Source organism: Vibrio sp. IB15 (genome assembly GCF_016406055.1).
In the GTDB taxonomy this organism is placed as follows: Bacteria; Pseudomonadota; Gammaproteobacteria; order Enterobacterales; family Vibrionaceae; genus Vibrio; species Vibrio chagasii.
In genome coordinates this window covers 39787-64483 of record NZ_JAEFCE010000020.1, presented here as the reverse complement: position 1 = coordinate 64483, position 24697 = coordinate 39787, and the positions used below count along the sequence as shown (strand labels likewise).

General features: G+C 45.9%; 20 protein-coding genes. 3 read left to right on the top strand and 17 right to left on the bottom strand.

What is annotated here, in order from left to right:
- Positions 1 to 10 precede the first annotated feature (10 nt).
- The 16 genes from astA to pilM form a co-directional block, all read right to left on the bottom strand.
- On the bottom strand, positions 11 to 1030 hold the full coding sequence (gene astA / locus JC606_RS09850) for an arginine N-succinyltransferase (protein ID WP_061033630.1): 1020 nt from the start codon (positions 1028 to 1030) through the stop codon (positions 11 to 13).
- Positions 1031 to 1137: 107 nt separating this feature from the next.
- Positions 1138 to 2349 carry an aspartate aminotransferase family protein gene (locus JC606_RS09845; protein WP_137406896.1) on the bottom strand — a complete coding sequence of 404 codons (1212 nt, stop codon included), beginning with the start codon at positions 2347 to 2349 and terminating at the stop codon, positions 1138 to 1140.
- A gap of 464 nt (positions 2350 to 2813) precedes the next feature.
- Positions 2814 to 3392: an aminodeoxychorismate/anthranilate synthase component II gene (locus JC606_RS09840; protein WP_102425085.1), complete on the bottom strand. Its 579-nt coding sequence runs from the start codon at positions 3390 to 3392 to the stop codon at positions 2814 to 2816.
- Between the two features lie 209 nt (positions 3393 to 3601).
- Entirely contained in the window at positions 3602 to 6196 is a 2595-nt protein-coding gene (locus JC606_RS09835; RefSeq protein ID WP_137406897.1) for an ExeM/NucH family extracellular endonuclease, read from the bottom strand.
- 384 nt (positions 6197 to 6580) lie between these two features.
- Positions 6581 to 7597 carry a tryptophan--tRNA ligase gene (trpS, locus tag JC606_RS09830; RefSeq protein ID WP_137406898.1) on the bottom strand — a complete coding sequence of 339 codons (1017 nt, stop codon included), beginning with the start codon at positions 7595 to 7597 and terminating at the stop codon, positions 6581 to 6583.
- A gap of 151 nt (positions 7598 to 7748) precedes the next feature.
- A complete protein-coding gene (locus JC606_RS09825) occupies positions 7749 to 8435 on the bottom strand; it encodes a phosphoglycolate phosphatase (protein ID WP_102425602.1) in 687 nt (228 codons plus the stop codon).
- Between the two features lie 120 nt (positions 8436 to 8555).
- Positions 8556 to 9230 (bottom strand): ribulose-phosphate 3-epimerase, encoded by a 675-nt coding sequence (gene rpe / locus JC606_RS09820; RefSeq protein ID WP_008222304.1) that lies wholly within the window; start codon positions 9228 to 9230, stop codon positions 8556 to 8558.
- 185 nt (positions 9231 to 9415) lie between these two features.
- On the bottom strand, positions 9416 to 10261 hold the full coding sequence (locus tag JC606_RS09815) for a Dam family site-specific DNA-(adenine-N6)-methyltransferase (RefSeq protein ID WP_004737168.1): 846 nt from the start codon (positions 10259 to 10261) through the stop codon (positions 9416 to 9418).
- Positions 10262 to 10330: 69 nt separating this feature from the next.
- Positions 10331 to 11839, bottom strand: coding sequence for an SPOR domain-containing protein (locus tag JC606_RS09810; RefSeq protein ID WP_137406899.1), 1509 nt, complete (start codon positions 11837 to 11839; stop codon positions 10331 to 10333).
- A 79-nt stretch (positions 11840 to 11918) separates the two neighbouring features.
- Positions 11919 to 13007 carry a 3-dehydroquinate synthase gene (gene aroB / locus JC606_RS09805; protein ID WP_198778509.1) on the bottom strand — a complete coding sequence of 363 codons (1089 nt, stop codon included), beginning with the start codon at positions 13005 to 13007 and terminating at the stop codon, positions 11919 to 11921.
- Positions 13008 to 13033: 26 nt separating this feature from the next.
- The gene (gene aroK / locus JC606_RS09800) at positions 13034 to 13552 is read right to left on the bottom strand and encodes a shikimate kinase AroK (RefSeq protein ID WP_004737165.1); all 519 of its coding nucleotides are present in this window, start codon (positions 13550 to 13552) and stop codon (positions 13034 to 13036) included.
- Between the two features lie 176 nt (positions 13553 to 13728).
- Complete coding sequence (locus JC606_RS09795) at positions 13729 to 15444, bottom strand: type IV pilus secretin PilQ (RefSeq protein WP_198778508.1); 1716 nt, start codon at positions 15442 to 15444, stop codon at positions 13729 to 13731.
- Positions 15445 to 15479: 35 nt separating this feature from the next.
- Positions 15480 to 15998, bottom strand: coding sequence for a pilus assembly protein PilP (locus JC606_RS09790; protein ID WP_198778507.1), 519 nt, complete (start codon positions 15996 to 15998; stop codon positions 15480 to 15482).
- Positions 15985 to 16596, bottom strand: a complete 612-nt coding sequence (locus JC606_RS09785; RefSeq protein WP_137406902.1) for a type 4a pilus biogenesis protein PilO — start codon at positions 16594 to 16596, stop codon at positions 15985 to 15987. Before JC606_RS09785 ends, JC606_RS09790 begins: the two co-directional genes overlap by 14 nt.
- Positions 16589 to 17188 (bottom strand): PilN domain-containing protein, encoded by a 600-nt coding sequence (locus JC606_RS09780; RefSeq protein WP_137406903.1) that lies wholly within the window; start codon positions 17186 to 17188, stop codon positions 16589 to 16591. Before JC606_RS09780 ends, JC606_RS09785 begins: the two co-directional genes overlap by 8 nt.
- Complete coding sequence (gene pilM, locus JC606_RS09775; protein WP_137406904.1) at positions 17172 to 18197, bottom strand: type IV pilus assembly protein PilM; 1026 nt, start codon at positions 18195 to 18197, stop codon at positions 17172 to 17174. Before pilM ends, JC606_RS09780 begins: the two co-directional genes overlap by 17 nt.
- Positions 18198 to 18348: 151 nt before the next feature.
- Between pilM and JC606_RS09770 the strand changes: the two genes are divergently transcribed.
- The gene (locus tag JC606_RS09770) at positions 18349 to 20910 is read left to right on the top strand and encodes a penicillin-binding protein 1A (protein ID WP_170222424.1); all 2562 of its coding nucleotides are present in this window, start codon (positions 18349 to 18351) and stop codon (positions 20908 to 20910) included.
- 93 nt (positions 20911 to 21003) lie between these two features.
- Here JC606_RS09770 and oxyR read toward each other — a convergent pair whose 3' ends face one another.
- Positions 21004 to 21897: a DNA-binding transcriptional regulator OxyR gene (gene oxyR / locus JC606_RS09765; RefSeq protein ID WP_004737158.1), complete on the bottom strand. Its 894-nt coding sequence runs from the start codon at positions 21895 to 21897 to the stop codon at positions 21004 to 21006.
- A gap of 220 nt (positions 21898 to 22117) precedes the next feature.
- Between oxyR and JC606_RS09760 the strand changes: the two genes are divergently transcribed.
- Together JC606_RS09760 and JC606_RS09755 are read left to right on the top strand one after the other, a co-directional pair.
- The gene (locus tag JC606_RS09760) at positions 22118 to 22846 is read left to right on the top strand and encodes a glutathione peroxidase (protein ID WP_004737157.1); all 729 of its coding nucleotides are present in this window, start codon (positions 22118 to 22120) and stop codon (positions 22844 to 22846) included.
- 207 nt (positions 22847 to 23053) lie between these two features.
- The gene (locus JC606_RS09755; protein ID WP_137406906.1) at positions 23054 to 24520 is read left to right on the top strand and encodes a dihydrolipoyl dehydrogenase; all 1467 of its coding nucleotides are present in this window, start codon (positions 23054 to 23056) and stop codon (positions 24518 to 24520) included.
- Positions 24521 to 24697: the final 177 nt, after the last annotated feature.

The window sequence follows — 24697 nt, the reverse complement described above, 5'->3', positions numbered from 1 at the left end:
ATCGCCGCTCTTATTGAGCCAACATGCGAACGAATTCGCCTTCTTTTACTTCAAGAGCGCTTGCTACTTCAGATGATAAAATCACTGTATCGCTTGCTTGGTCATACGCACCTTTCGCGGCCACTGCGCGGAAGTTCTCAAATGAGGTATTACCAATTAGGAAGTCTTTAGAGCTAGAGTGCTCTGCAATTTGAACCTGTGCTCGAATAGAGTGACGTACAGATTCGATGTTTCTTAAATCACACTCGACCGTTGGTCCCGCATCAAAGATGTCGACATAACCACGATTCGTGAAACCTTCACGTTCCAACAGTTTCAATGCTGGGCGGGTATTATCGTGCACTTGACCAATCACCGCCTGAGCTTCTTCACTCAATAGGTTTACATAGATTGGCAGTTTCGGCATAAGGTCTGCGATGAAGCCTTTCTTACCAATCCCCGTTAGGTAATCGGCTAGTGTGAAATCAATCGAGAAGAAGTGCTCTTGCAACCACTTCCAGAATGGCGAGTTACCTTCTGCATCTGATACACCACGCATCTCAGCAAAGATCGTTTTTGAGAAACGCTCTGGGTGCTCAGCCATCAGTAGGAAACGACACTTAGACATCAGTCGACCGTTTAAGCCTTTGCGGTAATCAGGACGTAAGAACAGCGTACAAATTTCGCTGCAGCCTGTGTAGTTATTACCAAACGTCAACAGCTTAACCACGTTATTCACTTTAAGGCGCTGTGAAGAGTGAACCACTTTACTGATGTGGTACGAGTAAAAAGGCACATCCCAGCCAATGGAAGCTTCGATGCCTGTTGTACCAGCAACTTCGCCAGTTTCAGCGTCGAAACCCACCATTAGATAGCCTTCATCACCGGGTTCGGTCACGTCTGCTTTCGCAAAGCTGTATTCAGAATGGGTAATTCGGTTAGTTAACAATTCTTCGTTAACCGGAAGAGATGTGAATCCATGACCTGATTCAACTGCACAGGTGTGCAGCGCATCGTAATCAGACAGTTTTATTGGGCGAACAACTAGCATCAATATTCCCTCCAGATGCAAAATAGGCCCAAAACCAGAAGCTTGGGCCTTTAGCAGTACGTCATGGGATCGCTCTAATGGCGATCATTCCTATGACGCCGCTCAGGCTAAACTAGCGTAGCGATTGCTTTGTCTAGTTTTGATAAGCCTTCTTCAATTTCTTGTTTAGTGATAACCAGTGATGGAGTAAAACGAACCACGTTTGCACCCGCAACCAGTACCATTAGGCCTTGCTCGCCTGCTGCTACTAATACGTCACGCGCTCGTCCTTGCCATTCGTCATTCAGTGCAGCACCTAACAATAGGCCTTTACCACGAATCTCACTGAAAATTTGGTATTTGTCGTTAATCTTAGTTAGACCATCACGGAATAGCGCTTCACGCTCTTTTACGCCTTCTAGAGTTTCAGGTTGGCTAACTACGTCAACCACTGCTTCAGCTACCGCACACGCCAGTGGGTTACCACCGTATGTAGAACCGTGCGTACCAACCTTAAGGTGTGTAGCCAGTTCAGACGTCGTCAGCATTGCGCCGATAGGGAAACCGCCACCTAGAGACTTCGCTGTGCTTAGAATGTCTGGCGTCACGCCCAGACCTTGGTAAGCATAGAAGTTACCAGTACGGCCATTACCTGTTTGTACTTCATCAAAAATCAGCAGTGCATTGTGCTTGTCACACAGTTCACGAACCGTATTCACGAACTCAGCCGTTGGAGAAATGATACCGCCCTCGCCTTGCAGAGGTTCCATCATGATTGCACAAGTGCGATCAGAGATATGCGCTTCTAGAGCCGCAATATCATTGTAAGGCAGGTGAGTTACATCGCCAGGTTTTGGACCGAAGCCATCAGAGTAAGCCTCTTGACCACCAACGGTTACAGTAAAGAAAGTACGACCGTGGAAACCTTGTTTGAATGCAATGATTTCAGATTTCTCAGGACCGTGAACAACCGCTGCCCAACGACGAGCTAGCTTAAGTGCTGCCTCATTCGCTTCTGCGCCAGAGTTCGCAAAGAATACTTTTTCTGCAAAACATACGTCAGTTAGCTTCTTCGCTAGACGCAGTGCAGGTTCGTTAGTCATTACATTACTTAGGTGCCAAATCTTATTTGCTTGCTCAGTAACGGCATTCACCATTGCTGGGTGACAGTGACCCAAACAGCTCACAGCAATACCACCAGCAAAGTCGATATACTCTCGCCCTTGTTGGTCCCATACACGTGCGCCTTCCCCTTTTACCGGGATCATTTCCATTGGGTTATAACAAGGCACCATCACCTCATTAAACAGACTACGTTCTACATTATTTTCCACTGTCATCGTACATTCCTTCTCGATACCGCAAGCTTCGCAAATAAGCGTAATGATTCATAAGTGAGACGAAAAAATTTTGTCTCGCTACAATCCCGCCGCAGCATTATATTTACATTTAATTAACGTTTTCAATAGTAGATTATTCTTTAGCCATCCCTCACAACCAGCTAAACCTCACTACCTATGACTATTTATGCATCAATCAACCTGTTTTATGAAGCTTTTTTTACGTATGCGCCTATCCTGCAAAGGCAAAGCCTTACTGGCACAGCGGTATATTGGGTTCAAAAGGAAATACGGCGAATAACTTTGCATAGGCTAAAAACTTAGCCTGGTGAGGAAGAAATGTTATAAAAAGTGATCGGCGTCAGAAGGATCGAGCTCGGTAAAACTCGAATTAAAACGTATAACGAAGGAGTTCGCAGGTTAAGCTCACCTATTTAGGAGAGTAAAACACCTGCTTTAAACACTTAACGTGCTAAAAAGTTAGCCAGAAGTTGGTGCCCTTGCTCTGTTTTAATCGATTCAGGGTGGAACTGAACCGCATCAATTGGCAAGGTTTTGTGTTGATAGCCCATGATCTCATCCATACTGCCATCTTCAAGCTCTGTCCAAGAAGTCAGTTCAAAGCAATCTGGTAGTGTGCCGTTTTTCACCACAAGGGAGTGGTAACGCGTGACGGTTAGTGGGTTATTCAGACCTTGGAAAACACTCTTCCCATTGTGGCGTATCGGTGAGGTTTTACCGTGCATCACTTGTCTTGCTCTCACCACTTCACCGCCAAACACCTGAGCAATGGCTTGATGGCCAAGACACACACCTAAGATTGGCAACTTGCCAACGAAGTGTTCTATGACTTGTAGAGAGATACCCGCATCATCCGGTGTACAAGGCCCTGGGGATATCACAAGGTGACTAGGATTCAGCGCTTCAATGCCCGCAATATCAATTTCATCATTGCGTACAACTTTTACAGTTACCCCTAACTCACAGAAATACTGATATAAGTTATAGGTAAAAGAGTCGTAGTTATCGATGATAAGTAACATGAGTGAAATCGTTTGCTAAATACTAAATGATTGGGAGATATAGGGGCGGTATTGTGCAATACCCATAGCGAAAGGCAAGTGGAAACTGCATTTCACCAATAATTAAGGCCAACCTAGGTTGACCTTAATTGTTTACAGATAACTGTCAATTATCCGCATTCGGTGACGTGTACTCACTTTCACCGTTAGCAGTAAAGCTGATTCACTCACTACTTACGACGGCGCCACATCGCTAAGCCAAACAGTGACATCAACGCGCCAAAGCTAAACGAACCACCGACTTTTAGCTCAAGAACCGCTGGATCATGATCCGATGAACGGAAGTGGTCTTGATACTTAGGCAGGTCGCCTTTGTACTCTTCGTTGTAGTCAAATAGCGTCGATTCACCACCATTGATATGCCAGTCGGTCGCGTCGACAACCATGTCTTTTAAGCTCTCGCTCACCAATAAGTGGTCTAAAGCGCCAACTTCATCGTTGTATGAGTAGCTCCAGCTGTCTGGGTGCTTCTGAGCTACGGCATTAATGTAGCCGTAGTTCTTAGTAATCACCGCACCGTTATCACCAAACTGCTCAACGCCATTAATGTAAGTGTTACGCGCTGCTTTGATCTGCTTGCCATACTTCTCTTCAGAGTAATCTGTCAGCACTAGCATTGGGTCTTCCATGCCATACGAGTTCATATCACCCAGAATCACTTTGTGACCTTCAATGCTATCGAGTGCTTCGCCCAACGCAACCGCCGCTGCAACACGGAAGTTCTCACATGAGCCTTGCTTATCGGCATCTACACCACCTTGACCGCCTTGCTCAACAGGGGCAGCATCTTCCCAACACTTAGAACCTTTCGATTTAAAGTGGTTAATCGCTACAGTCAGTTTCTCTTTGGTGCCCTTCACCTTAAAGGTTGGTGCCAATGAGTCACGTTGGTAGTTCTTACCATCTTCAATCACCTTACCTGAGTCGTCTAACACCTCTGGTGCTTGCTGGCTTGGCATCGCGATGACACGGCTGTCTTTAAGCTTAACCACCTTCTTACGGTAGATAACACCCGTAGTAATCACATCAGTGCCGATCGAGTCCATTTCGTCGGTAACGCCATCTTCATTAGAGTCGACAGCCACAAAGGTGTAACGGTCTTTCTTATGCTCAATGCGATCATTCAGTTGGTTCACAAGCTGTTGAATTGCCGAACCTTCACCAAATCCGTTGTTCTCGATTTCCATCAAGCCGATGATGTCAGCATCCAAGCGAAGAATCGCGTTTACAATCTTCTCTTGTTGCATCTCAAACTCAGTGATGGTGTTTGCACCACGGTTATTACCATGTTGATTCGCATCACCGCCAAATGGTGAGTTGAAGTAGTTCAATACATTAAAGGTCGCAATACGTAGGTCGCCTTCATCCATGTCTGGTTTGTCGGTACGTGGGTCGTTGCGAATGAAGTTTTCAGCCGTGATCTGGTTAGTCGGAATCAGACGGTACTCGCCATAGCTGTAGGTCAACACGCCTTCTAGACCAACAATGGTGTCATCAATACGGATGTAGTCTTCCGTTGAGCCATCTTGGTCGATGTCAGTACGGCCAAAATCTGGGTAGAAAGGAACCTGTCCATCACCTGCTTTTTGGTCAGTCTCTACGAAAAGACGACGGTCAGCATTGTCTTCTGTTTGCTGTTTCGCTTCATCAGAACCCGCTGCGAAAAGTTGGTTTGGTTGCATGTTGATACGCTCATGCGCCAAAACCATGTTGTTACGACGACCTGCGTAGTCATAACCGAAGGTACGCGTTACACGCATATCTAGCGCTTCAGTTGTTTTCACCAACATGCCTTCGTAACGTTCAAGTGTCGCCGCGAAGTTCTCGTCAGTGTCTAATACTTCAATGTCTGTCGCGTCAGGTGCGTCCTGCTCGCCTTGCTTTAACCATTGATTGTTTTCAACTTTAAGCTGAGTGTGGCTGTAGTATTCTTGTACTTTACCTTTCACACACACCACATCGCCTGCAGCTAATTCTGAGCTAGATTGGTTAGTATGAACAAATAGACCTTCAGAAGTGCTTGAGTTGAAGTCATCCTCAAGAGCTTGCAGATAGAAACCTTTAGTTAGGCCGGTAGTGACCGCGCTTACCACCCCTTTTACGAAATACTCATCGTCGGTGATGTACGGGTAGCCATCGATGAACGGCGATGTCGCGCCCTCACCTTGGATTTCTTGAATGGTGGTGAATACTGGGTCTGAGCCATCTTGCGTACAAGCAAAGGCTTCTGGCAACTCAACATTGTCTAAGGAACCTAGGCCTTCAATGTTGTCTTTTGGTAGCGATACCCACTGTGAAGCGTCAAACGTCGCCGATGGGGTTTGGTCAGCACGAACCAAGGTAACGTCTTTACCCCAGTCGACATCGCCCATCACGCCAACCATGTCCAACACGCTTGAGTCTGCATTCAAGATAGCCAATGGGTCATCACCATTGTGATTAGCCAATGAAGCGTTAAGAATATCAGCGACGGCTTTAATCTCATCGCTTGCACTGCTATGCGCAACAACCAGTACCTCACCAGGCGCTAAAACGTGGCCATCTAAAGGTAAAGTGGCGCCCCATGATCCGTTGCCATTCGCTGATTTAGCCAATGAATAACCATCTAAATTAATGCTGCTATCACCGCTGTTGGCAATCTCAACCGCTTTGTTGTAGCTGCCGCCTTCCACATATTGTGAAATAAACAAATCAGCGTGTGCGCTTGTCGTTAACAAGCTACCAATTGCCACTGCTAGCAATGAAGGTTTGTGTAAAAGAGCCATCCGTTTCACCTGAGTTCATCGATTTATAATTACTGCCATCTATGGGCAGTCATGTATTTTGTGGTAACTATCAGGTTTATTTATGAAAGGAATAAGTCAGTTGGCAAGAAAATGAGGAACTTATCACTTTGGAATCATCAATTGTTTGGCACGCTATATATTTCCAACATAAATAGAAACGAGCACGCATTTATAAAACCCAAGCTTATTTAATAAGATACTCTGCACAGCATTGATTTTACAAATATGTTAGCCATTAAATACGTAGATTATCAATTCAAACAGCATAATTGTTGGAGAGCCAGATGTAGCGGGCACTAAAAAGCCCAAAGTAAACATAGTCACTTTGGGCTTAGATTTTATCGCGGAAGGTTTTGATTCACCCTATGGGCGAGTTACAAAACCTACGGCTTCGTATGCTTTCTTCAGCGTTACTGCTGCGCGCTCAGACGCTTTTTCAGCACCGGCTTTCATTACTGCGTCCATGTAGGCACGGTCAGCACGGATACGGTGGTATTCAGCTTGAATCGGCTCAAGCATCTCAACCAATGCTGCGCCTACATCTTTCTTGAACGGACCGTACATCTCAACGCCTTGGTACTGCGCTTCGATCTCTTCAAACGTTTTACCCGTCGCTGCTGAGTAAAGGCCCATTAGGTTAGAGATACCCGCTTTGTTTTCCCAATCGTGAGCAATACGTGGCGGTGTTTCTGCATCGGTTTGCGCTTTGTTGATCTTCTTGATGATCGACTTAGGCTCTTCTAGCAGAGTAATCACGTTCTTACGGTTGTCGTCTGACTTAGACATCTTCTTGGTCGCATCTTGTAGGCTCATTACACGTGCATTCACTGTTGGGATGTACGGTTCTGGCACTTCGAAGATTGGCTGTTCTGGCGAGTAGATGTTGTTGAAGCGAGTTGCGATATCACGCGCTAACTCTAGGTGTTGTTTCTGGTCGCTACCTACAGGTACTTGGTGAGCACCGTAAAGCAGGATATCCGCAGCCATCAATACAGGGTAATCAAACAGACCTACGTTTACGTCGTTTGAGTGACGCGCAGACTTGTCTTTAAACTGAGTCATACGGCTCAGTTCACCCATTTGTGTGTAACAGTTAAGAAGCCAACCAAGTTGAGCATGCTCTGGTACGTGAGACTGAACAAATAGCGTGCTCTTCTTTGGATCAACACCGACAGCAAGACAGATTGCTAGTGCGTCTAGAGTCGCTTCATGCAGTGCTTTCGGATCTTGACGAACCGTAATTGCGTGAAGGTCTACCACACAGTATTGGCAATCATAGTCATCTTGCATCTGTTGCCATTGACGTAGAGCACCCAAGTAGTTACCGATACTTAGTTCACCAGATGGTTGAACACCACTCAATACGATGGGCTTGCTCATGGTTTTAATTCCTTTGCTTATTCGCTAAGTCAATTGATGGCTTAGCTTCTTAACTTAAATATAGAAAAGCCGCACAGCTCTTTCTGCGCGGCTCATCCAGTGTACTCATTGATAAGTATTTTGCTAGTGGGTTAGCTAACTTTTGTCCGCTTTATGCAGAAACTAGAACGACATCGAGCAATTGCGCGACATTATCTGCCACGTAGTCAGGGTTTGATGCTGAAATAGGCTCACCGTGGTTGTAGCCGTAAGTCAGGCCAAACGAATGACAACCCGCATTCTTTGCCGCTTTAATGTCATTACTTGAATCGCCAACCATTAGCATCTCTTCTGCTTTCACATTGTGCTTTTCTAGCAACCAGTTTAGCGCTACTGGGTTCGGTTTTTTCTCTGGGAAAGAATCACCGCCAAGTACATCTACAAAGTACTTATCGATACCGTGTTGCGCTAGCACGTCTGGCACAAACTTCGATGGCTTGTTCGTTACCAATGCCATAGTAAAGCCCGCTTGGTGCAGCTCTGCCAAGGTCTCTTTTACTAATGGGTAAAGGTGGCTTAGCTTATGACCGCCCTGCTCGTAGAAGTCATCAAACAAGATACGTGCTTTCTTCAGAAGATCTGGATCTAAGTTTGGGTCAACGGTTAGGTTACGGCTTAGTGAACGACCGATAAGTACGTCAGCACCGTTACCTACGTAATCACGAACTTGTTCTTCACTCACTGAAGGGAAGCCTAGCTCCTGGCAAGCTTGGTCAGCAGCTACTGCCAAATCAGGCACGCTGTCTAACAAGGTTCCATCCAAATCAAAGGCGATCAGTTTTATTGAGCTTAATGACATCTTACTTTCCTATTAATTATATTCGTCTCATGTGTTGAGCAATAAGACGTAAAAAAGGGGCTAATCAGCCCCCTTAATCTAAATTTTTTGATTTTAGGTCAACTGACCCTAGTTCTACTTTTATGCGTTTACTTTTGCAAGCTCTGCACGCATCTCATCAATCACTTCTTTGTAATCTGGTTGATTGAAGATCGCTGAGCCAGCAACGAACATATCTGCACCCGCTTCTGCGATTTCACGAATGTTATCCACCTTTACACCACCGTCGATCTCTAGGCGAATATCACGACCGGATTCGTCAATCAACTTACGAACCGCACGTAGCTTATCTAAAGTGTGAGGAATGAAAGATTGACCGCCGAAACCTGGGTTCACAGACATCAATAGGATCATGTCTACTTTATCCATGATGTAATCTAGGCAAGATAGTGGTGTCGCTGGGTTAAGAACCACGCCCGCTTTACAGCCGTGCTCTTTGATCAGTTGTAGAGTGCGATCGATGTGCTCTGATGCTTCTACGTGGAAGGTAATCATCGATGCGCCAGCCTTTGCAAACTCAGGCACGATGTTGTCAACCGGCTTCACCATTAGGTGAACATCGATTGGAGCAGTAATACCGTAGTCACGTAGTGCTTTACAGATAGGCGCGCCAAAAGTCAGGTTAGGTACGTAGTGGTTATCCATCACATCAAAGTGCACAACATCGGCACCGGCTGCGAGTACTTTTTCAACGTCTTCACCAAGACGAGCAAAATCTGCAGACAAAATTGATGGAGCGATTAGAAAATCTTTCATACCAAACCTCTTAAGAGTAAGTAAATTGCGAGTTCACCGCCTTGGTGGCACCTCATACGCATACAAGATTCAACCCCAAGACTATTTGGTGTGCAATTCTACCTAAGCACCTAGGCAGATCCTAGCAGTTCGAAAGATTAGTTTAAGAAAGTACCTGTTGGTCACTCAATTTGAGGGGATCGAGGTTATTCTGCTGCAGCGTGTTGCTGGTTTTTATCTTGATGGAACAGCGCGAGTAGCTCATCCACTTTGTTACGACCAGCGCCATTACGGCTGATGGTGCGTTTCACCTTCACCACGTTCAACTCTGCACCATGATACAAGCGGCGCGTTAATGTCGTGTCGTGATTAGAAATCAAAACAGGGATGCCGCGTTCTGTCGCCGCTTTTTCAGCAACGTCAGCCAGTGCTGCTTGATCATCTAAGCTAAAGCCATTACCTGCGTAAGAGGTAAAGTTAGCGGTATTTGACAGCGGTGCGTACGGAGGATCGCAGTAAACCACGCAACCTTTACGGGCACGGCTAAAAGTCTCATGGTATCCCTCACACACGAAGGTAGCCTTTTTCGCTTTCTCAGCAAAAAACTCCAGCTCGGCTTCTGGGAAGTAAGGTTTTTTGTAAGAACCAAACGGAACGTTAAAACCGCCTTTCTTGTTGTAGCGACACAGGCCATTGAAGCCAAATCGGTTCATGTACAAGAAAGCAAGTGAGCGATACATAACATTGTCAGTATCGTTGAACTGAGCTCGGATATCTAAGAAGGCTTCTTTGCGATTGTTCTCAGGGCAGAACCAGCGTTTTGCTTCCGCAATGTAGGTCTCAGGGTCGGTTTTAAGTAGGTTGTACAGGTTGATAAGATCGGGATTGATATCAGCCAGCAGGTACTGTTCATAGTCCGTGTTCAAAAACACAGAACCAGCACCAACAAATGGTTCTACCAATTTACGAGCAGGTGGCAGGTGACGTTGGATGTCTTCAACTAGGCCATATTTACCACCAGCCCATTTTAGAAAGGCACGCTGCTTTTTCATTTACTGCTCTATCTATCAACACAAAAATACGGCTGCGGAATGTAACATATTTTGAGACTAAGCTCAGGGTTATTTCGCACGTTCTATCTCTCGATGCACCTGATTCATCGATTTTGCCCAAGGTTCTAACTGTTGAAGTGGTTTCGAGAGTGTACTTACCGCATCTCGTGCCACCTGAATCGTTGGGTAATCTTGGTAAGTGATGATAAACCACTTGGTATCGCTACGCAGAGTTGGGTAAATACGAACCTTGTTCTCTAGGTCGTATTCTTCAATGAAAGATTGCACATCCTCCAGTGAAGTCATCGCACTCAACTGTAAGGTGTACGCTCGCGGTGAGATAGCTTGTAGCTCCTCACGAGAAAACGAGAAGGTGATCTTCTTAGTCGGAGGCGTTGATTCAGTTAAGTCAGATTCTTCATCAGCTGGAGCAACCGCTTCAGCGTCAGCCTGTGAATTAGCCTCTACTTGAGTGTTCTCTTCAACCGCAGCATCAATGGCACTGGTATCAGCACTCTGAGCTTTATCATCCAGTAGAGCATCAACCACATCCGAAGTAATCACGACACGCTGTTGGTCTTGCTCAACCTCACCCACGCTAGCCGTCTCTTCCACCACAACCGGTGGCAAAGATGAACTGTCATCATCAGCGCCTTGATAACTGATATCAGTTGACGTTTCAGTGTCTACCACTCCCTCAACACCAGCTTGTTCTGAGCCACTGTCCACTTCAAACGTTGGAATAGCAGTCTGCTCGATTGGTGCGATCAGAGATTGCGCTTTGTCATCCGGGGTCGGTTGGCTGAACATCCACCAATAACCACCACCAATTAACAACAGCAACAGGGCTACCACAATCGCGATATTGATTGGTGAGCCAATGATTGAGCGAATAATAATCCTTTTTTCCACTTTCAATTCTCCTAAAGCCATTAACTCGCCAGGCAGAGGTTGCGCTTTGTTAAACGCACGTCGCACACGAGTTTCAGACTCATCATCCACATATCGAATCACCAGTGATTCAAAGAAATGTTCAGCTTCTGGTTGCGAAAGGTCATCGATCTCAAGATCGATAGGCTTGTGTTGTTGGCCGTAACTTAGACGTGTGAGTAAGGTGTCTAGGTGACCAATTTCTGAGAAAAGAACGACATTGATCGTCCATTGGGGATTAGCTTGAGCTTCCAGTACCAACATCCATAGTTCGGAGACCAATAGCTCAGAGAGTCGGTGGGCATCATCGACAACGATAACCACGCTGCACGGCTCACCATCCAGCAACCTTGCTAGGCTATCAGATAAGGAGTCATGTTGATTAAATAGCGGATCAGAAACAATTTGGCTAAGAATAAGCGCGCGGCGTTGTTGGTCGTCTTGGCTTGGATGACAAAGCAGTAAACACTGATTTTTTTCTGTCGCCCAAGCTTCGAGATAACGCTGTGCTAACCAAGAACGGCCAGAGCCAGGTTTACCAGCCACCGTTACTAGATTTGAACCAAAGTTAGTCAAAAGCTGTAAGCGCTCTAGCAGCTCAACTTGAGACTCTAACTCTAATACTCTTAATTCATGAGCCAAACTCATTGCGGATCCCTACTGATTAGATCGATCAGTAAAACGCTTCAGTTGCCTAGAATTTAACTAGGCAACCTCACAACCAAATTTAAAGAGTACGGCAGAAATCAATCGCTTGTTTAATGATGTCCTGAGGCACATCAGCAACCACTTCAGCAGTACCAATACTTGTTGGCAATACCAGACGTAATTGACCAGACAGCACTTTCTTATCACGCATCATGTGCGTCATAAAGTCTTCAAAACACATGCTTTCTGGCGTATGAACTGGCAGTTTCGCATTCTTGAGTATAGAAATAATTCGCTCAAGCTGCTGCTGAGTGATCAGTCCCTGCAACTGAGCAGTTTTCGCTGCCATTACAGTACCTGAAGACACAGCTTCACCATGTAGCCAATTACCATAGCCTAGTTCTGCTTCGATCGCATGACCAAATGTATGACCTAGGTTCAATAACGCTCTGATTCCTGACTCTTTTTCATCTAGAGCAACCACTTCAGCCTTAATTGCACAACAACGAGCAATTGCAGTAATCAGTGCTTGTTCATCAAGTTGATAAAGTTTCTCTAGATTCTGCTCCAACCAATCAAAGAAGGCTTCATCGTAAATGATGCCGTATTTGATGACTTCAGCAATGCCCGCTGCAAACTCACGCTCAGGAAGCGTTGATAAACAGTTGGTATCGATGATCACAGATTTTGGTTGGTAGAATGCACCGATCATATTCTTACCAAGAGGATGGTTTACTGCGGTTTTACCACCAACAGAAGAGTCCACTTGAGAAAGAAGCGTTGTCGGGATTTGAATGAAATCAATACCACGCTGGTAACAAGATGCAGCAAAGCCGACCAAGTCACCGATAACACCACCACCTAAAGCAATCACCACCACATCGCGGCTGTAATTTCCTTCAAGCATGTAGCTCATCACTGAATTGAACGTTTCAAGCGTTTTGTATTGCTCACCATCAGGTAACTCGAGAAGAGATGTCTGACAGCCAACTTGATCCAGTAAAGATAGAATTTTATCAGCGTAAAGAGGCGCTACTGTCACATTACTGATAACAACGACTTTCTGCTTGCCTGATAAAAAAGAAAGGTACGCCGGGTCGTCAAATAACCCGGCGCCAATAGAGATAGGGTAGCTACGCTCAGCTAGATTGACCGTAATCCGTTCCATGGGTTTGCTCTCCGAAAAAAATGAACTTAACGTTCTTCTAGCATTTTTACGATCTGGTTGGCTACCACTTTTGCACTTTGGTCGTCAGTACGAACTGTGTAGTCCGCCACTTCTTCGTATAGTGCGTTGCGAGATACAGCTAGATCTTCTAGCACATCACGCGGGTTGTCTGTTTGAAGTAGAGGGCGTTTCTTGTCGCGATTTGTGCGAGCAAGTTGCTTTTCAATTGTTGTCTCTAGGTATACAACAATGCCTCGTGCAGATAGACGGTTACGGTTTTCTTTGCTCATCACTGAACCACCGCCTGTCGCTAGAACAATACCTTGCTCTTCAGTCAGATCGTTGATTACAGATTCTTCGCGCTTACGGAAACCTTCTTCGCCCTCAACATCAAAAACCCATGCGATGTCTGCGCCAGTGCGCTCTTCAATCACAGTGTCAGAGTCTAGAAACTCCATATGAAGTTGGGAAGCTAGGTGTCTACCAATTGTACTTTTGCCGGCGCCCATTGGGCCAACAAGAAAAATATTGCGTTTCTCAGCCATGTTTTTAGCAGTAATTTACAACGTTAATTCAATGACATCGCCACAAGGTAGGTCAGTACAAGTACTGAAATTAAAAGGCCCGTGGCACCGATTCCTCACAGATAATTCGTGATAAGACCCGAAATTATCAAGGTTAGGTGCCACTAATGCAACTTTATTTTTAATCTAATTGTACGTTACTGAATCACAACTTTAGGTGTAACAAAGATAAGCAGTTCACTTTTACCCACATTTTCGTAGCTGCGACGGAACAATGCACCCAATAAAGGAAGGTCTCCCAACAGAGGAACTTTATCGACTGTACTTCTGACACTGTGTTGAAATATTCCACCAAGAACAACAGTTTCACCATTATTAACAAGCACTTGCGTACCTATTCTTTGGGTATCTATAGCAACCGCTTCCCCAGTTCCTGTTTTCACCACTTGTCCAGGCCTATCTTGAGTCACACTCAAATCCAGAACCAAGCGATTGTCTGGTGTGATTTGAGGGGTAACTTTCAAACTCAACACAGCTTTCTTAAATGCGACGGACGTTGCACCGCTCGAAGAGGACTCTAAGTAAGGAATTTCAGTACCTTGCTCAATATAAGCCGGCTTTTTATTGGTGGTGATTAAGCGTGGGCTAGAGATGATCTCCGCCTTAGACTCTTGTTGCAGTGCAGATAACTCAAGATCGAGCAGCGTATCTGAGCCAAGCTTGGCTACCTGAAACGCAATACTCGATGCATTTGGCGATGTTGCCGCCAAATTCACGTTAAGGTAGTCATCAATAACACTACTGCTGCTATCGTCATAAGGTGTAATGGCTGAGGGGTGGTTGCCTTCAATTGAACCACCAACAGTGAAGCTTCCGTTGGTCGATGAAACGCCCCAGCGCACGCCGAGTTCATCAAGGTTACCTTCGGTGACGGTAACAATACGCGCCTCTATCTGTACTTGCTTCACAGGGATATCTAACGACTCAATAATGCCGCGGATCACCGCAATGTTCTCTTCCAGCTCGCGAATCAGTAGAGAGTTCGTACGTTCATCTATGGTAATTGAACCGCGATCAGACAGCATACTCACCGCCCCTTCACCACCAATCATGTCAGCTATATCGGTGGCTTTAGCAAAGTTAATCTTGATGATTTCTGATTTAAGTTCCCCAAGCTCTTCTTCTAAACGGGACTTTTCGAGCGCTTGCTGTTCTCTCAGATCCAGTTCTGCTTTGGGAGCGACCAAGATAACGTTGCCATCGACGCGCTTATCCAAGCCCTTAACTTGCAAGATAATGTCGAGAACTTGCTGCCAAGGAACACCATCCAAACGTAACGTCAGGTTACCCGCGACCGAGTCTGATACCACCAAGTTGAACTCATTGTAGTCAGCAATCAACTGAAGGACATTTCGAACTGGGATATCTTGGAAGTTAATCGATATCAGCTTACCCTCTTTCTCAAGTACGCTTTTCTCTGTCGTCACTTCTTCAATCGTGGGCTTGCTGATCACCACCTCGATGAAGCGCCCCTTGAGGTCATATTCGTATTGGTAGTCACTGTTAATCGTTGCCAGCAAGCGAGTGCTTGGCGTCTCTTTGTATACCTCAATCCCCTCAACCAGAGTCGCGAAATCTTTAACGTCCAAAAGGTAGAGCTTGTCATCATCCACTTCTGTATTGATAAGTTCGATGCTCAAGCCTTCTTGTGCTCGCTGAACATCAACCACCGCGCTACTGGTTGCTAACTCAATGATAATGACAGCGTCTTTATCCTTGTTAACTCTAAAATCAATGTTCTCTAATTTATTAGACGAGCTCTCTGCGTAGCCGAAGGCGCTAAAAACCAACATCACAGACACAGCAAAACCTTGTAGAGCTTTGCTCACTAATCCACTTATTCCTTTATTCATATTTACATCTCATATCCACATCATGTGACATTGGTTTATTTCAGAGCCAGCCTAACGTTGCGCTTATGCCAACAACCTAAGCCATCTGGAAGAGTTTCATTAATCAGAACGTACTGGCTCGTTACCTTAGTAACTCGGCCGTTGTTTAAGCCGATAAGCTGGCCTTTTTTCACATTGACGACATTGCCCTTAGGCGTTTGTACAAGCCCAAACACACTCGTTCCACTGCCCATCACACCTTTCAAGCGCAATTTACTGAGTGGGTATTTCTCTAACTTGCCACTGCGAGCACGAGCGCTAGGTTGCCAGCAATCTTTCTTCAACAAGGGCTGGTTTTGCACGATCGCTTCTTTGGGTAGTTCAAAGGGAGGACGAAAAGCACGTCGTTGATAGGTAGCGGCTGAGAACTCAGTCGCAGGAACAAGCTGCTCAACTTCTTTTTTCGCTTTGAGCTCAACCTGCACCACGAAGTCTTCTAGTGAGTCTTGATTGGCTTTGCAGCCCGACAACATCAGCAGTAACAACGTTGAATAGAGCGCGCTATTGGGCCTCATCGTTGACCTCCGATTTAAACTGGTAGGTATAAGCTCGAACCCTGAAGTGAAGTGTGCTGCTTTCTTGGCTCACTCTCTGCCAATTCACATCATCAAAGCTGATGATTCGCGGGAGCTTGGCGATAGCTGCAGAGAAGTCGCCTATCTCGTGGTAATCACCAGTCAGTTCGATGTTAAGAGGCAAGCGGTATAGGAAGGCTTTGTTCTGTTTTTCACCCCAGTCAATTCGGGTAAAGGTTAGTGAGTTATCTAAACCGAGCTCATTGACTGATGCCAACATGCTCGCCAACTCTTTTTGCACGGGCAGCTGTTCTAACAGGTAATCATAGCGACTAGTCAGTTCATCCAGTTGGCCCTGAAGCTTAGGTAAAGCGGCAACCTTATTGGCTTTGATGCGCAGTGTTGCTTTCAAGGTCTGCTCTTGCTGCTTCATCTGTTGTAGCTCGTCATCCAAGGGCAAAATATAGAACCAGGTTCCCAGCCCTTGAATAAGCGCCACCAGCAATAGAATCACCAATAACTGAGGCAACAGTGGCCACTCGGTGATCTCATCGATATCAAGCTCTTGCAGGCTCATCATGTTTTGAAAGCTAGCCATGGTTCGCCCCCTTACCCTTTCGATGTGCAGTTGTACTCTCTAATGACACAGGGCTGAACACGAAAGACACCTTGAAGGTCTGAAACTCTTTATTGAAGCGCTTACGGTTATGGACAATAGAGTGCATCTCGACCCCTTTGAGGGATTCAGAGCGTTCTAAGTTATCCAGCATGGTGGCGAGACGAGCGGTACTGTCACTGATGCCGGCCATTTCAATCTCTTGGCCGTTCATCTTTATCTTGTCGACATACACGCCCTCAGGAATCAACTCCGGCATCAAGTTCATAAAGTCGGTGGTTTTATTGCGACCGAGCTGCAAAGATTCAACGACATCAAGTCGAGTCAAAATAGCTTTGTGCTCTTGCTCCGCGACTTTTAGTGACTGAATCTGCCGGTCGAGCCCTGCAATGTATTGGCTAAGATAATCTAGGCGAGCTTGCTGTTTGGCTTGTTGATCATGGAAGTAGCTTCCGACTGCCCATTGCCCTGCCCCAGCCACAATCACGCCAAGGATAACTAAATGAATAAAACGCTTTCGGTGTTGAGCACGAATCTCATCTCGCCAAGGTAGCAGGTTAATTTGATGCAACATGCTTCTCTCCCTGCCATTTAAGTCCGCTCATCGCCATGCCCGCAGCAATACCAAAATGTTGCCAATCCATTTGCAGGCGGCGTTTCCTCGCGACCTTATTCTCAAACAGGGATAAAGGATTCAATGATTCACAGCTCAACTGAAAATGTCGTTCAAGCTCTTCAGCCACCATTGGTGTGCTGGCGCCCTCGCCCATTAACCAGATGCCTGAGATAGGTTGGTGAACATTCACCGAGGAATAGAGCTGCAACTGACGTTTGAGCTTTTCAATTAAGTTAACGATAAATTGATGAGTATCCTGAGCACTGCCAAACGCAGCCTCGATATCATTGGGGTTTTCGATACTGCAAAGGTCTTGAGTGCCAAAGGCGATGTCTTTATAGAAAGGGGCTGCTCCCTGAGGAATGATGCCCAGCGAGGTTTGATCAACGCCAATGTCCACCAACAGCCAATTACTTTTCTCTGGGTATAAACGTGAGGCAAGCTGCCAAACATGAAGTAAACCATGCGCCTGCGTATCAACGACAACAGGTTTAAAGCCAGCCTTAGTTAATGCCTCTGCTCGGCTATCGACCACTTCTTTACGAGTAGCATAAACCTGATAACTGCTCGTCGAACCTTTACCAAATCGTTTGTCTTCCAGCTTCACAAAATCTAAACTCAGCTCCTCGATGGGAAAAGGAGATTGATGGGCGAAGGTTTGGTAGATCGAAAACTCTTTCTCTCTATCTTCGAGTTCACTCTCAATTTGCAGTACCTTGCTGATCACCGTGTTATCAGGTACCGAAATGGCGACGTTACGACAGCCGAAAGGCAGCCCTTTCCTAAGTTCTTTGAGTTTCTTAACAGTTTTCTGATACTCCAAAGTATGGTTAGCTGTAAAAATGTCGTCCGAAATCGGCAGCTCTTTGTATCCCACTAGGGCGTACAATTCCCCCACGGGTTTTAGCACCACAGCTTTGATGCTGTGGTGATTTATATCTATACCTGTAATTAATGATGAACCCATGTGACCTAGCTCCTGAAGTGCCAAGCATTTCGTTGATTATCTAGGGGTTGTGATTATTAGTTAAATAAGCGTTAATAAACGAAAGCTAGTTTTTTAGCCTAGAGTACAAGGGTTTGCTGCTTATCAGCCTTAACTAATCAGGGATTATCCGGTGAAGTTCATAAAGCGATTATTCATATTTACATTGATTTGCATGATTCTTGGAGTCAGTACAATTTTTGGGTTTTATTACTACGTAAAACCAGAGTTGCCTGATGTTGCCACTTTGCGCGACGTAGAACTCCAAACTCCAATGCAGATCTTCAGCCAAGACGGTAAGTTGATCTCCCAATTTGGTGAAAAACGTCGTATTCCAGTGACTTATGACGAGATCCCTCGCCACTTAGTTGAGGCTTTGATTGCTACCGAGGATAGCCGTTTCTACGAACACCCTGGTATTGACCCAATCGGCATTACTCGTGCAGCTATCGTAGTAGCGATGTCAGGTTCGGCAAAACAAGGTGCAAGTACCATTACTCAGCAGCTTGCGCGTAACTTCTTCTTATCCAATGAGAAAAAGATCATGCGTAAGATTAAAGAGATCTTCATTGCGATCCATATTGAGCAACTGCTTAGCAAAGAAGAGATCATGGAGCTTTACGTCAACAAGATCTTCCTTGGTCACCGTTCGTATGGTTTCGGCGCTGCAGCACGCGTTTACTTTGGTAAAGATCTTCCGGATCTAACCCTGAGTGAACTAGCGACCCTAGCAGGTATGCCAAAAGCACCTTCAACCATGAACCCTATCTACTCTATTGAACGCGCGACCAACCGTCGTAACGTTGTATTGCGTCGTATGCTCGACGAGAAATACATCACTCAAGCCGAGTTTGATGAAGCAAGCAATGAACAGCTTGTATCAAAGTACCACGGTGCAGAGATCGAACTGAGCGCACCATACGTGGCAGAAGTGGCACGTGCTTGGATGGTTGAACGCTACGGTGAAGACGCATACACCTCTGGTATGAAAGTCTACACAACCGTTGATTCGAAGCTGCAAAAAGCGGCAAACCAAGCTGCGATTAAGAACCTGCTTGGCTACGATGAGCGTCACGGCTACCGTGGTGCTGAAAAAGTCTTATGGCAAACCGCTCAATCGGCTTGGGACCACGACAAGATCGTGAAACACCTTAAGTCTCAACCAACCTACGGTGACCTAGTTCCTGCAGTAGTGACTGCTGTTGATTCAAAAAGCGCTCAAGTATGGGTGAAGAATCAAGGCGAAGGCACTATCGAATGGCAAGGTATGAACTGGGCTCGTAAGTTCCTAACAGACGACCGTCAAGGCCCAGCTCCATCTCAAGCAAAAGAGATTCTTGCGGTTGGTGAACAAGTTTGGGTTCGTCATGAAGCGATCACAGGTGACGAAGTCTCTGAGGAAGCAACAGAAGAGTCAGCAACTGCAGAATCTGATACTCCGGTAGTTTGGCGCCTAAGCCAAGTGCCGAATGCCAACACTGCATTCGTAGCAATGAATCCGAACAACGGCGCTGTGTTGTCGATGGTCGGTGGCTTTAACTTCGTACACAACAAATTCAACCGTGCGACGCAATCTATTCGTCAAGTGGGTTCTGGTATCAAGCCTTTCATTTACTCAGCAGCGATTGAGAAAGGTTTAACACTGGCTTCTCTTATCAACGATGCGCCAATCAACCAATGGGATAAGAGCCAAGGTACGGCATGGCGACCAAAGAACTCGCCACCAACTTACGTCGGCCCTACTCGTTTACGTATTGGCTTAGCTCAGTCGAAAAACGTAATGGCGGTACGTGTACTGCGTGAAGTAGGCTTAGATGACACACGTAACTACCTAACTCGCTTTGGTTTTGATATCGATGAAGTGCCTCGTTCTGAAACTATTGCGCTAGGTGCTGGTAGCTTAACGCCAATGAAAGTAGCGCAAGGTTACTCAGTATTCGCTAACGGTGGTTACTACGTTGAACCTTTCTACATCAGCCGCGTTGAGACTCCATTTGGCGAGACTGAGTTTGAAGCAACACCAAAAGTTGTCTGTAAAGAAGATTGCCAACAGACCATTACAACCGATCCAATGGCGGATGAGTTTGCCGAGCAAGATGTGGATGCGAAAGTTCAATACGCTCCTCAAGTTATCTCTGAGCAGAACGCATTCCTAGTTCGTGAAATGATGTACAGCAACATCTGGGGCGGCGGTGATTGGAGTGCGGGCACAGGTTGGAACGGTACAGGTTGGCGTGCTCAACCACTGAAACGTCGTGATATTGGCGGCAAAACCGGTACAACTAACGACTCGAAAGATACTTGGTACAGCGGCTATGGCCCAGGCATGGTTGCAACGGTATGGGTTGGTTTTGACAACCACAATCGTAACCTAGGTCGTACTAAAGCGAACTCTAACCTTGGTAAGAACCAGATTACAGGTGCGGAAGCTGGTGCTAAGACAGCAGAACCTGCATGGGTAGACTTCATGGGTACGGCATTGGCAGGCGTTCCAGCACAACGTAAAGAGATTCCAGAAAACATCGTTCGTGTTCGTATTGACCGTGATACAGGCTTACTGACCAACAAGTACGATAGCTCATCAATGTTTGAGTACTTCGAGAAAGGCACTGAGCCAACTGAGTACATCACTGAGCGTTTCAATGATGATATCTACTCCACCTCTTCAGGTGAAACGGTAGAAGAACTGTTCTAAGCAGTTCTTTAAACCTAGCAACATAAGCAAATAAAAAGGGTTGATATGAATTCATATCAACCCTTTTTTAATATCTGCTGTGCGAAGGTTAAGCTAAACGACCTTTTCCAATTGAGTGCGAATCGTCTCCGCCAGTTGCTCAAAGCGCCCTTTCAATGGAGAGCCCGGACGGTACGCAACCACAATGCGACGCGAAGGCGTTGGGTTTACCGCAGGTACGTAGCACACACCATCTTTCTGCTTTTCTTTTGGTACTGATAATTGAGGTAGCAAGGTAATCCCCGCGCCTGCCGCAACCATGTTACGCAGCGTCTCTAAGCTGGTCGCTTTAAAGCGCTCATCATCTTTTGCTCCCGCAGCAAAACAGAACCCTAGAGCTTGGTCTCTTAAACAGTGACCGTCACCAAGTGCTAAGACTGTCTGTCCATTGAGTTGAAGCATATCTACTGTGTCCTGCTGAGCCCATTCATGGTCACATGGAACCGCGACACTTAATGGCTCGTCATACACATCAATCTCTTTGAACACCGCCGTTTCATCAACCGCTGCCAGTACTAAGCAGTCCAGCTTGCCATCTTCCAATTGGCTCACTAATTGATGAGTTTGCGCTTCATGCAGGTACAGCTCTAACTCAGGAAAGCTCTCTTTAAGATGAGGGACAATCTTAGGCAGAATGTAAGGACCCACGGTTGGAATGAAGCCAATATGCATTGGTCCGGTCATCGCTTCACCGTGACCACTCGCCATATCCTTAAAAGTCTTCACTTCGTTGAGAATACGCTTGGCTTGTTCAACAAGTTGTAACCCTGATTCTGTAAATATGACCTTCCTTGGACTACGCTCGGTTAACTGAAGTCCGATTTCATCTTCTAGTTTGCGTATTTGACCGCTTAGTGTTGGCTGACTGACAAAGCACGCTTCTGCCGCTTTACGGAAGTGTTTGTGCTCTGCGAGCGCCACCAAGTATTCAAAGTCACGAATATTCATGATCAGTCTCTTACCTCAGGTTTAATAAGAACAAGGGTTTTCATAGCAACATTTAAAAGAAAAATGCTCTTGATAGAATTTACCTATCAAAACCATAACATCAAACGATTAGAGCTATCAAAGAATTTATCTAATAATGGGCTCAACAAAACGAAACAGAGCAGCGAAAAGCGTTAAGCTCTACTAGAACAAAATTAAAATATCATTTAAGGAAATCAATATGTTTGCATCTAAAGAAGGTCAATCAATCCCTCAAGTAACATTCCCAACTCGCCAAGGTGATGCATGGGTTAACGTAACGACTGAAGAGCTATTCAAAGACAAAACAGTTATCGTATTTAGCCTACCAGGCGCGTTTACGCCAACTTGTTCGTCAAGCCACCTTCCTCGCTACAACGAACTACATTCAGTGTTCAAAGAGAACGGTGTTGATGACATCCTTTGTGTTTCTGTAAACGATACGTTCGTAATGAACGCATGGAAAGCAGACCAAGAAGCAGAAAACATCACATTCATCCCAGATGGTAACGGTGATTTCACAGATGGCATGGGTATGCTAGTTGAGAAAAACGACATCGGCTTCGGCAAACGTTCATGGCGCTACAGCATGCTGGTTAAGAACGGCGTGGTAGAGAAAATGTTCATCGAAGAAGATGTACCAGGCGACCCGTTCAAGGTTTCTGATGCAGACACTATGCTGAACTACATTGCTCCAGAGCACAAAGAGCAAGAGTCAATCACAGTATTCACTAAGCCTGGCTGTCCTTTCTGTATGAAAGCGAAACAGAACCTAATCGACAAAGGTCTAAACTACGAAGAAGTAGTACTAGGTAAAGACGCTACTACTGTAAGCCTACGTGCAATCTCTGGTCGCACAACGGTTCCTCAAGTATTCATCGGTGGTAAACACATCGGTGGTAGCGAAGAGCTAGAAGCTTTCCTAGGCTAATCACTGCCAAAAGGCTAACCCACTCACTTGTGGGTTGGCTAACCCTATCGGGGTGAATCAAGCTTGTGGCTCGCATTAACCACGGTCACAAGCTAAACCTAATAAAACAGAACCACAAAACTGACCCGCTATCCTGACTCACTAAAAACATCACATGAGTTGGAGGGGTTCGTTTAAACTAAATTTAGCCATTGCGAGAAAATTATTATGAAACAAGTCAATGTAGATGTAGCAGTTATCGGGGGCGGTACGGCAGGTCTAGGATCATACCGCGCTGCAAAAGCACACACTGACAGTGTCGTGATGATTGAAGGCGGCCCTTACGGTACAACCTGTGCTCGTGTTGGTTGTATGCCATCTAAACTGCTTATTGCAGCTGCGGAGAGCGTACACCAAATCGAGAAAGCTCCGGCTTTTGGCGTTCACCCACAAGGCGATATCGTAATTAACGGTCGTGAAGTCATGGACCGAGTGAAGTTTGAACGTGACCGTTTTGTTGGTTTTGTTTTAGAAGGCGTCGATGAGATCCCAGAGCAAGATAAAATCTCTGGCTACGCAAAATTCTTAGACGACAACACACTTCAAGTTGATGACCACACGGTGATCACGGCAAAGCGTATTGTTATCGCAACCGGCTCTCGCCCTGCATACCCTGCTGTTTGGAATGAACTTGGCGACCGCCTAATCATTAACGATGACGTGTTCAGCTGGGATGATTTACCAGAATCAGTTGCCGTATTTGGCCCAGGTGTAATTGGTCTAGAGCTTGGTCAGTCGCTACACCGCTTAGGTGTGAAGACCAAACTGTTCGGTTTGGGTGGTCAAGTTGGCCCAGTAACTGACCCAGAGATAATGGCTTACGCAGATAAAGCCTTCAATGAAGAGTTCTACCTCGATGCCGACGTGAAAATCGAAAGCATGAAGCGTATTACCACTGAATCGGGTGAGCCGCGTGTCGAAATTCAGTTCATCAATAAGCAAGGTGAGCTAGAAACCAACATCGTTGAATACGTATTGGCAGCAACAGGTCGTCGTCCTAACACGGATAAACTTGGTTTAGAGAATACCTCTCTAGAGCTTGATGAGCGCGGTGTGCCAGTTGCAGACCTTTACACACTGCAAACATCGTTACCATCAATCTTTATTGCAGGTGACGCTAGCAACCAACTGCCCCTGCTACATGAAGCGGCAGACCAAGCGCGCATTGCCGGTGACAACGCAGGTCGCTTCCCTGAGATTCGTGCAGGCCTACGCCGCTCTAAAATCTCAGCGGTTTTCTCTGACCCGCAAATCGCGATGGTTGGTGAAACTTACAAAGAGATCACCACACGCTTAGGTACATGTGGTTGTTTCGCAACAGGTGAAGTGTCTTTCGAGAACCAAGGCCGCTCACGAGTAATGCTACGCAACAAAGGCATTCTGCACGTTTACGGCGAGCAAGGTACTGGTCGCTTCCTTGGTGCTGAAATGATGGGACCAAATGCAGAACACTTGGCGCACTTGTTAGCATGGGCACACCAAAACAAGATGACGGTTTCTGAAATGCTAGATATGCCGTTCTATCACCCAGTAATCGAAGAAGGTGTACGAACTGCGCTACGTGACCTCAACGCGAAACTGCACTTAGGTCCAGAGATGGTGAAACACTGTCTAGACTGTGGTCCAGGTTGTTAATCTCGGTCGATTGAGACAAAACGCATAGATTAAATACTAAAAAGGAAAGCCATTGGCTTTCCTTTTTGTTTTTTGGCAACGAGCAAATAACAGATTCCCGATTACGCTCCTTCGTCCCTATAGGGAATGACGTGGATTTAGTTAAGCAACTAAGCCAAAACTTAATACGTCATTCCA

What these genes read in the sequence shown, in the direction of transcription:
- JC606_RS09840 (WP_102425085.1), bottom strand. Translation starts at nt 3,392, where the DNA reads ATGTTACTTATCATCGATAACTACGACTCTTTTACCTATAACTTATAT.
- rpe (WP_008222304.1), bottom strand. Translation starts at nt 9,230, where the DNA reads ATGAAAGATTTTCTAATCGCTCCATCAATTTTGTCTGCAGATTTTGCT.
- JC606_RS09755 (WP_137406906.1), top strand. Translation starts at nt 23,054, where the DNA reads ATGAAACAAGTCAATGTAGATGTAGCAGTTATCGGGGGCGGTACGGCA.
- JC606_RS09785 (WP_137406902.1), bottom strand. Translation starts at nt 16,596, where the DNA reads ATGGCTAGCTTTCAAAACATGATGAGCCTGCAAGAGCTTGATATCGAT.
- JC606_RS09810 (WP_137406899.1), bottom strand. Translation starts at nt 11,839, where the DNA reads ATGAGTTTGGCTCATGAATTAAGAGTATTAGAGTTAGAGTCTCAAGTT.
- oxyR (WP_004737158.1), bottom strand. Translation starts at nt 21,897, where the DNA reads ATGAATATTCGTGACTTTGAATACTTGGTGGCGCTCGCAGAGCACAAA.
- JC606_RS09760 (WP_004737157.1), top strand. Translation starts at nt 22,118, where the DNA reads ATGTTTGCATCTAAAGAAGGTCAATCAATCCCTCAAGTAACATTCCCA.
- astA (WP_061033630.1), bottom strand. Translation starts at nt 1,030, where the DNA reads ATGCTAGTTGTTCGCCCAATAAAACTGTCTGATTACGATGCGCTGCAC.
- aroB (WP_198778509.1), bottom strand. Translation starts at nt 13,007, where the DNA reads ATGGAACGGATTACGGTCAATCTAGCTGAGCGTAGCTACCCTATCTCT.
- JC606_RS09835 (WP_137406897.1), bottom strand. Translation starts at nt 6,196, where the DNA reads ATGGCTCTTTTACACAAACCTTCATTGCTAGCAGTGGCAATTGGTAGC.
- JC606_RS09845 (WP_137406896.1), bottom strand. Translation starts at nt 2,349, where the DNA reads ATGACAGTGGAAAATAATGTAGAACGTAGTCTGTTTAATGAGGTGATG.
- pilM (WP_137406904.1), bottom strand. Translation starts at nt 18,197, where the DNA reads ATGGGTTCATCATTAATTACAGGTATAGATATAAATCACCACAGCATC.
- JC606_RS09815 (WP_004737168.1), bottom strand. Translation starts at nt 10,261, where the DNA reads ATGAAAAAGCAGCGTGCCTTTCTAAAATGGGCTGGTGGTAAATATGGC.
- aroK (WP_004737165.1), bottom strand. Translation starts at nt 13,552, where the DNA reads ATGGCTGAGAAACGCAATATTTTTCTTGTTGGCCCAATGGGCGCCGGC.
- JC606_RS09790 (WP_198778507.1), bottom strand. Translation starts at nt 15,998, where the DNA reads ATGAGGCCCAATAGCGCGCTCTATTCAACGTTGTTACTGCTGATGTTG.
- JC606_RS09825 (WP_102425602.1), bottom strand. Translation starts at nt 8,435, where the DNA reads ATGTCATTAAGCTCAATAAAACTGATCGCCTTTGATTTGGATGGAACC.
- JC606_RS09795 (WP_198778508.1), bottom strand. Translation starts at nt 15,444, where the DNA reads ATGAATAAAGGAATAAGTGGATTAGTGAGCAAAGCTCTACAAGGTTTT.
- JC606_RS09780 (WP_137406903.1), bottom strand. Translation starts at nt 17,188, where the DNA reads ATGTTGCATCAAATTAACCTGCTACCTTGGCGAGATGAGATTCGTGCT.
- trpS (WP_137406898.1), bottom strand. Translation starts at nt 7,597, where the DNA reads ATGAGCAAGCCCATCGTATTGAGTGGTGTTCAACCATCTGGTGAACTA.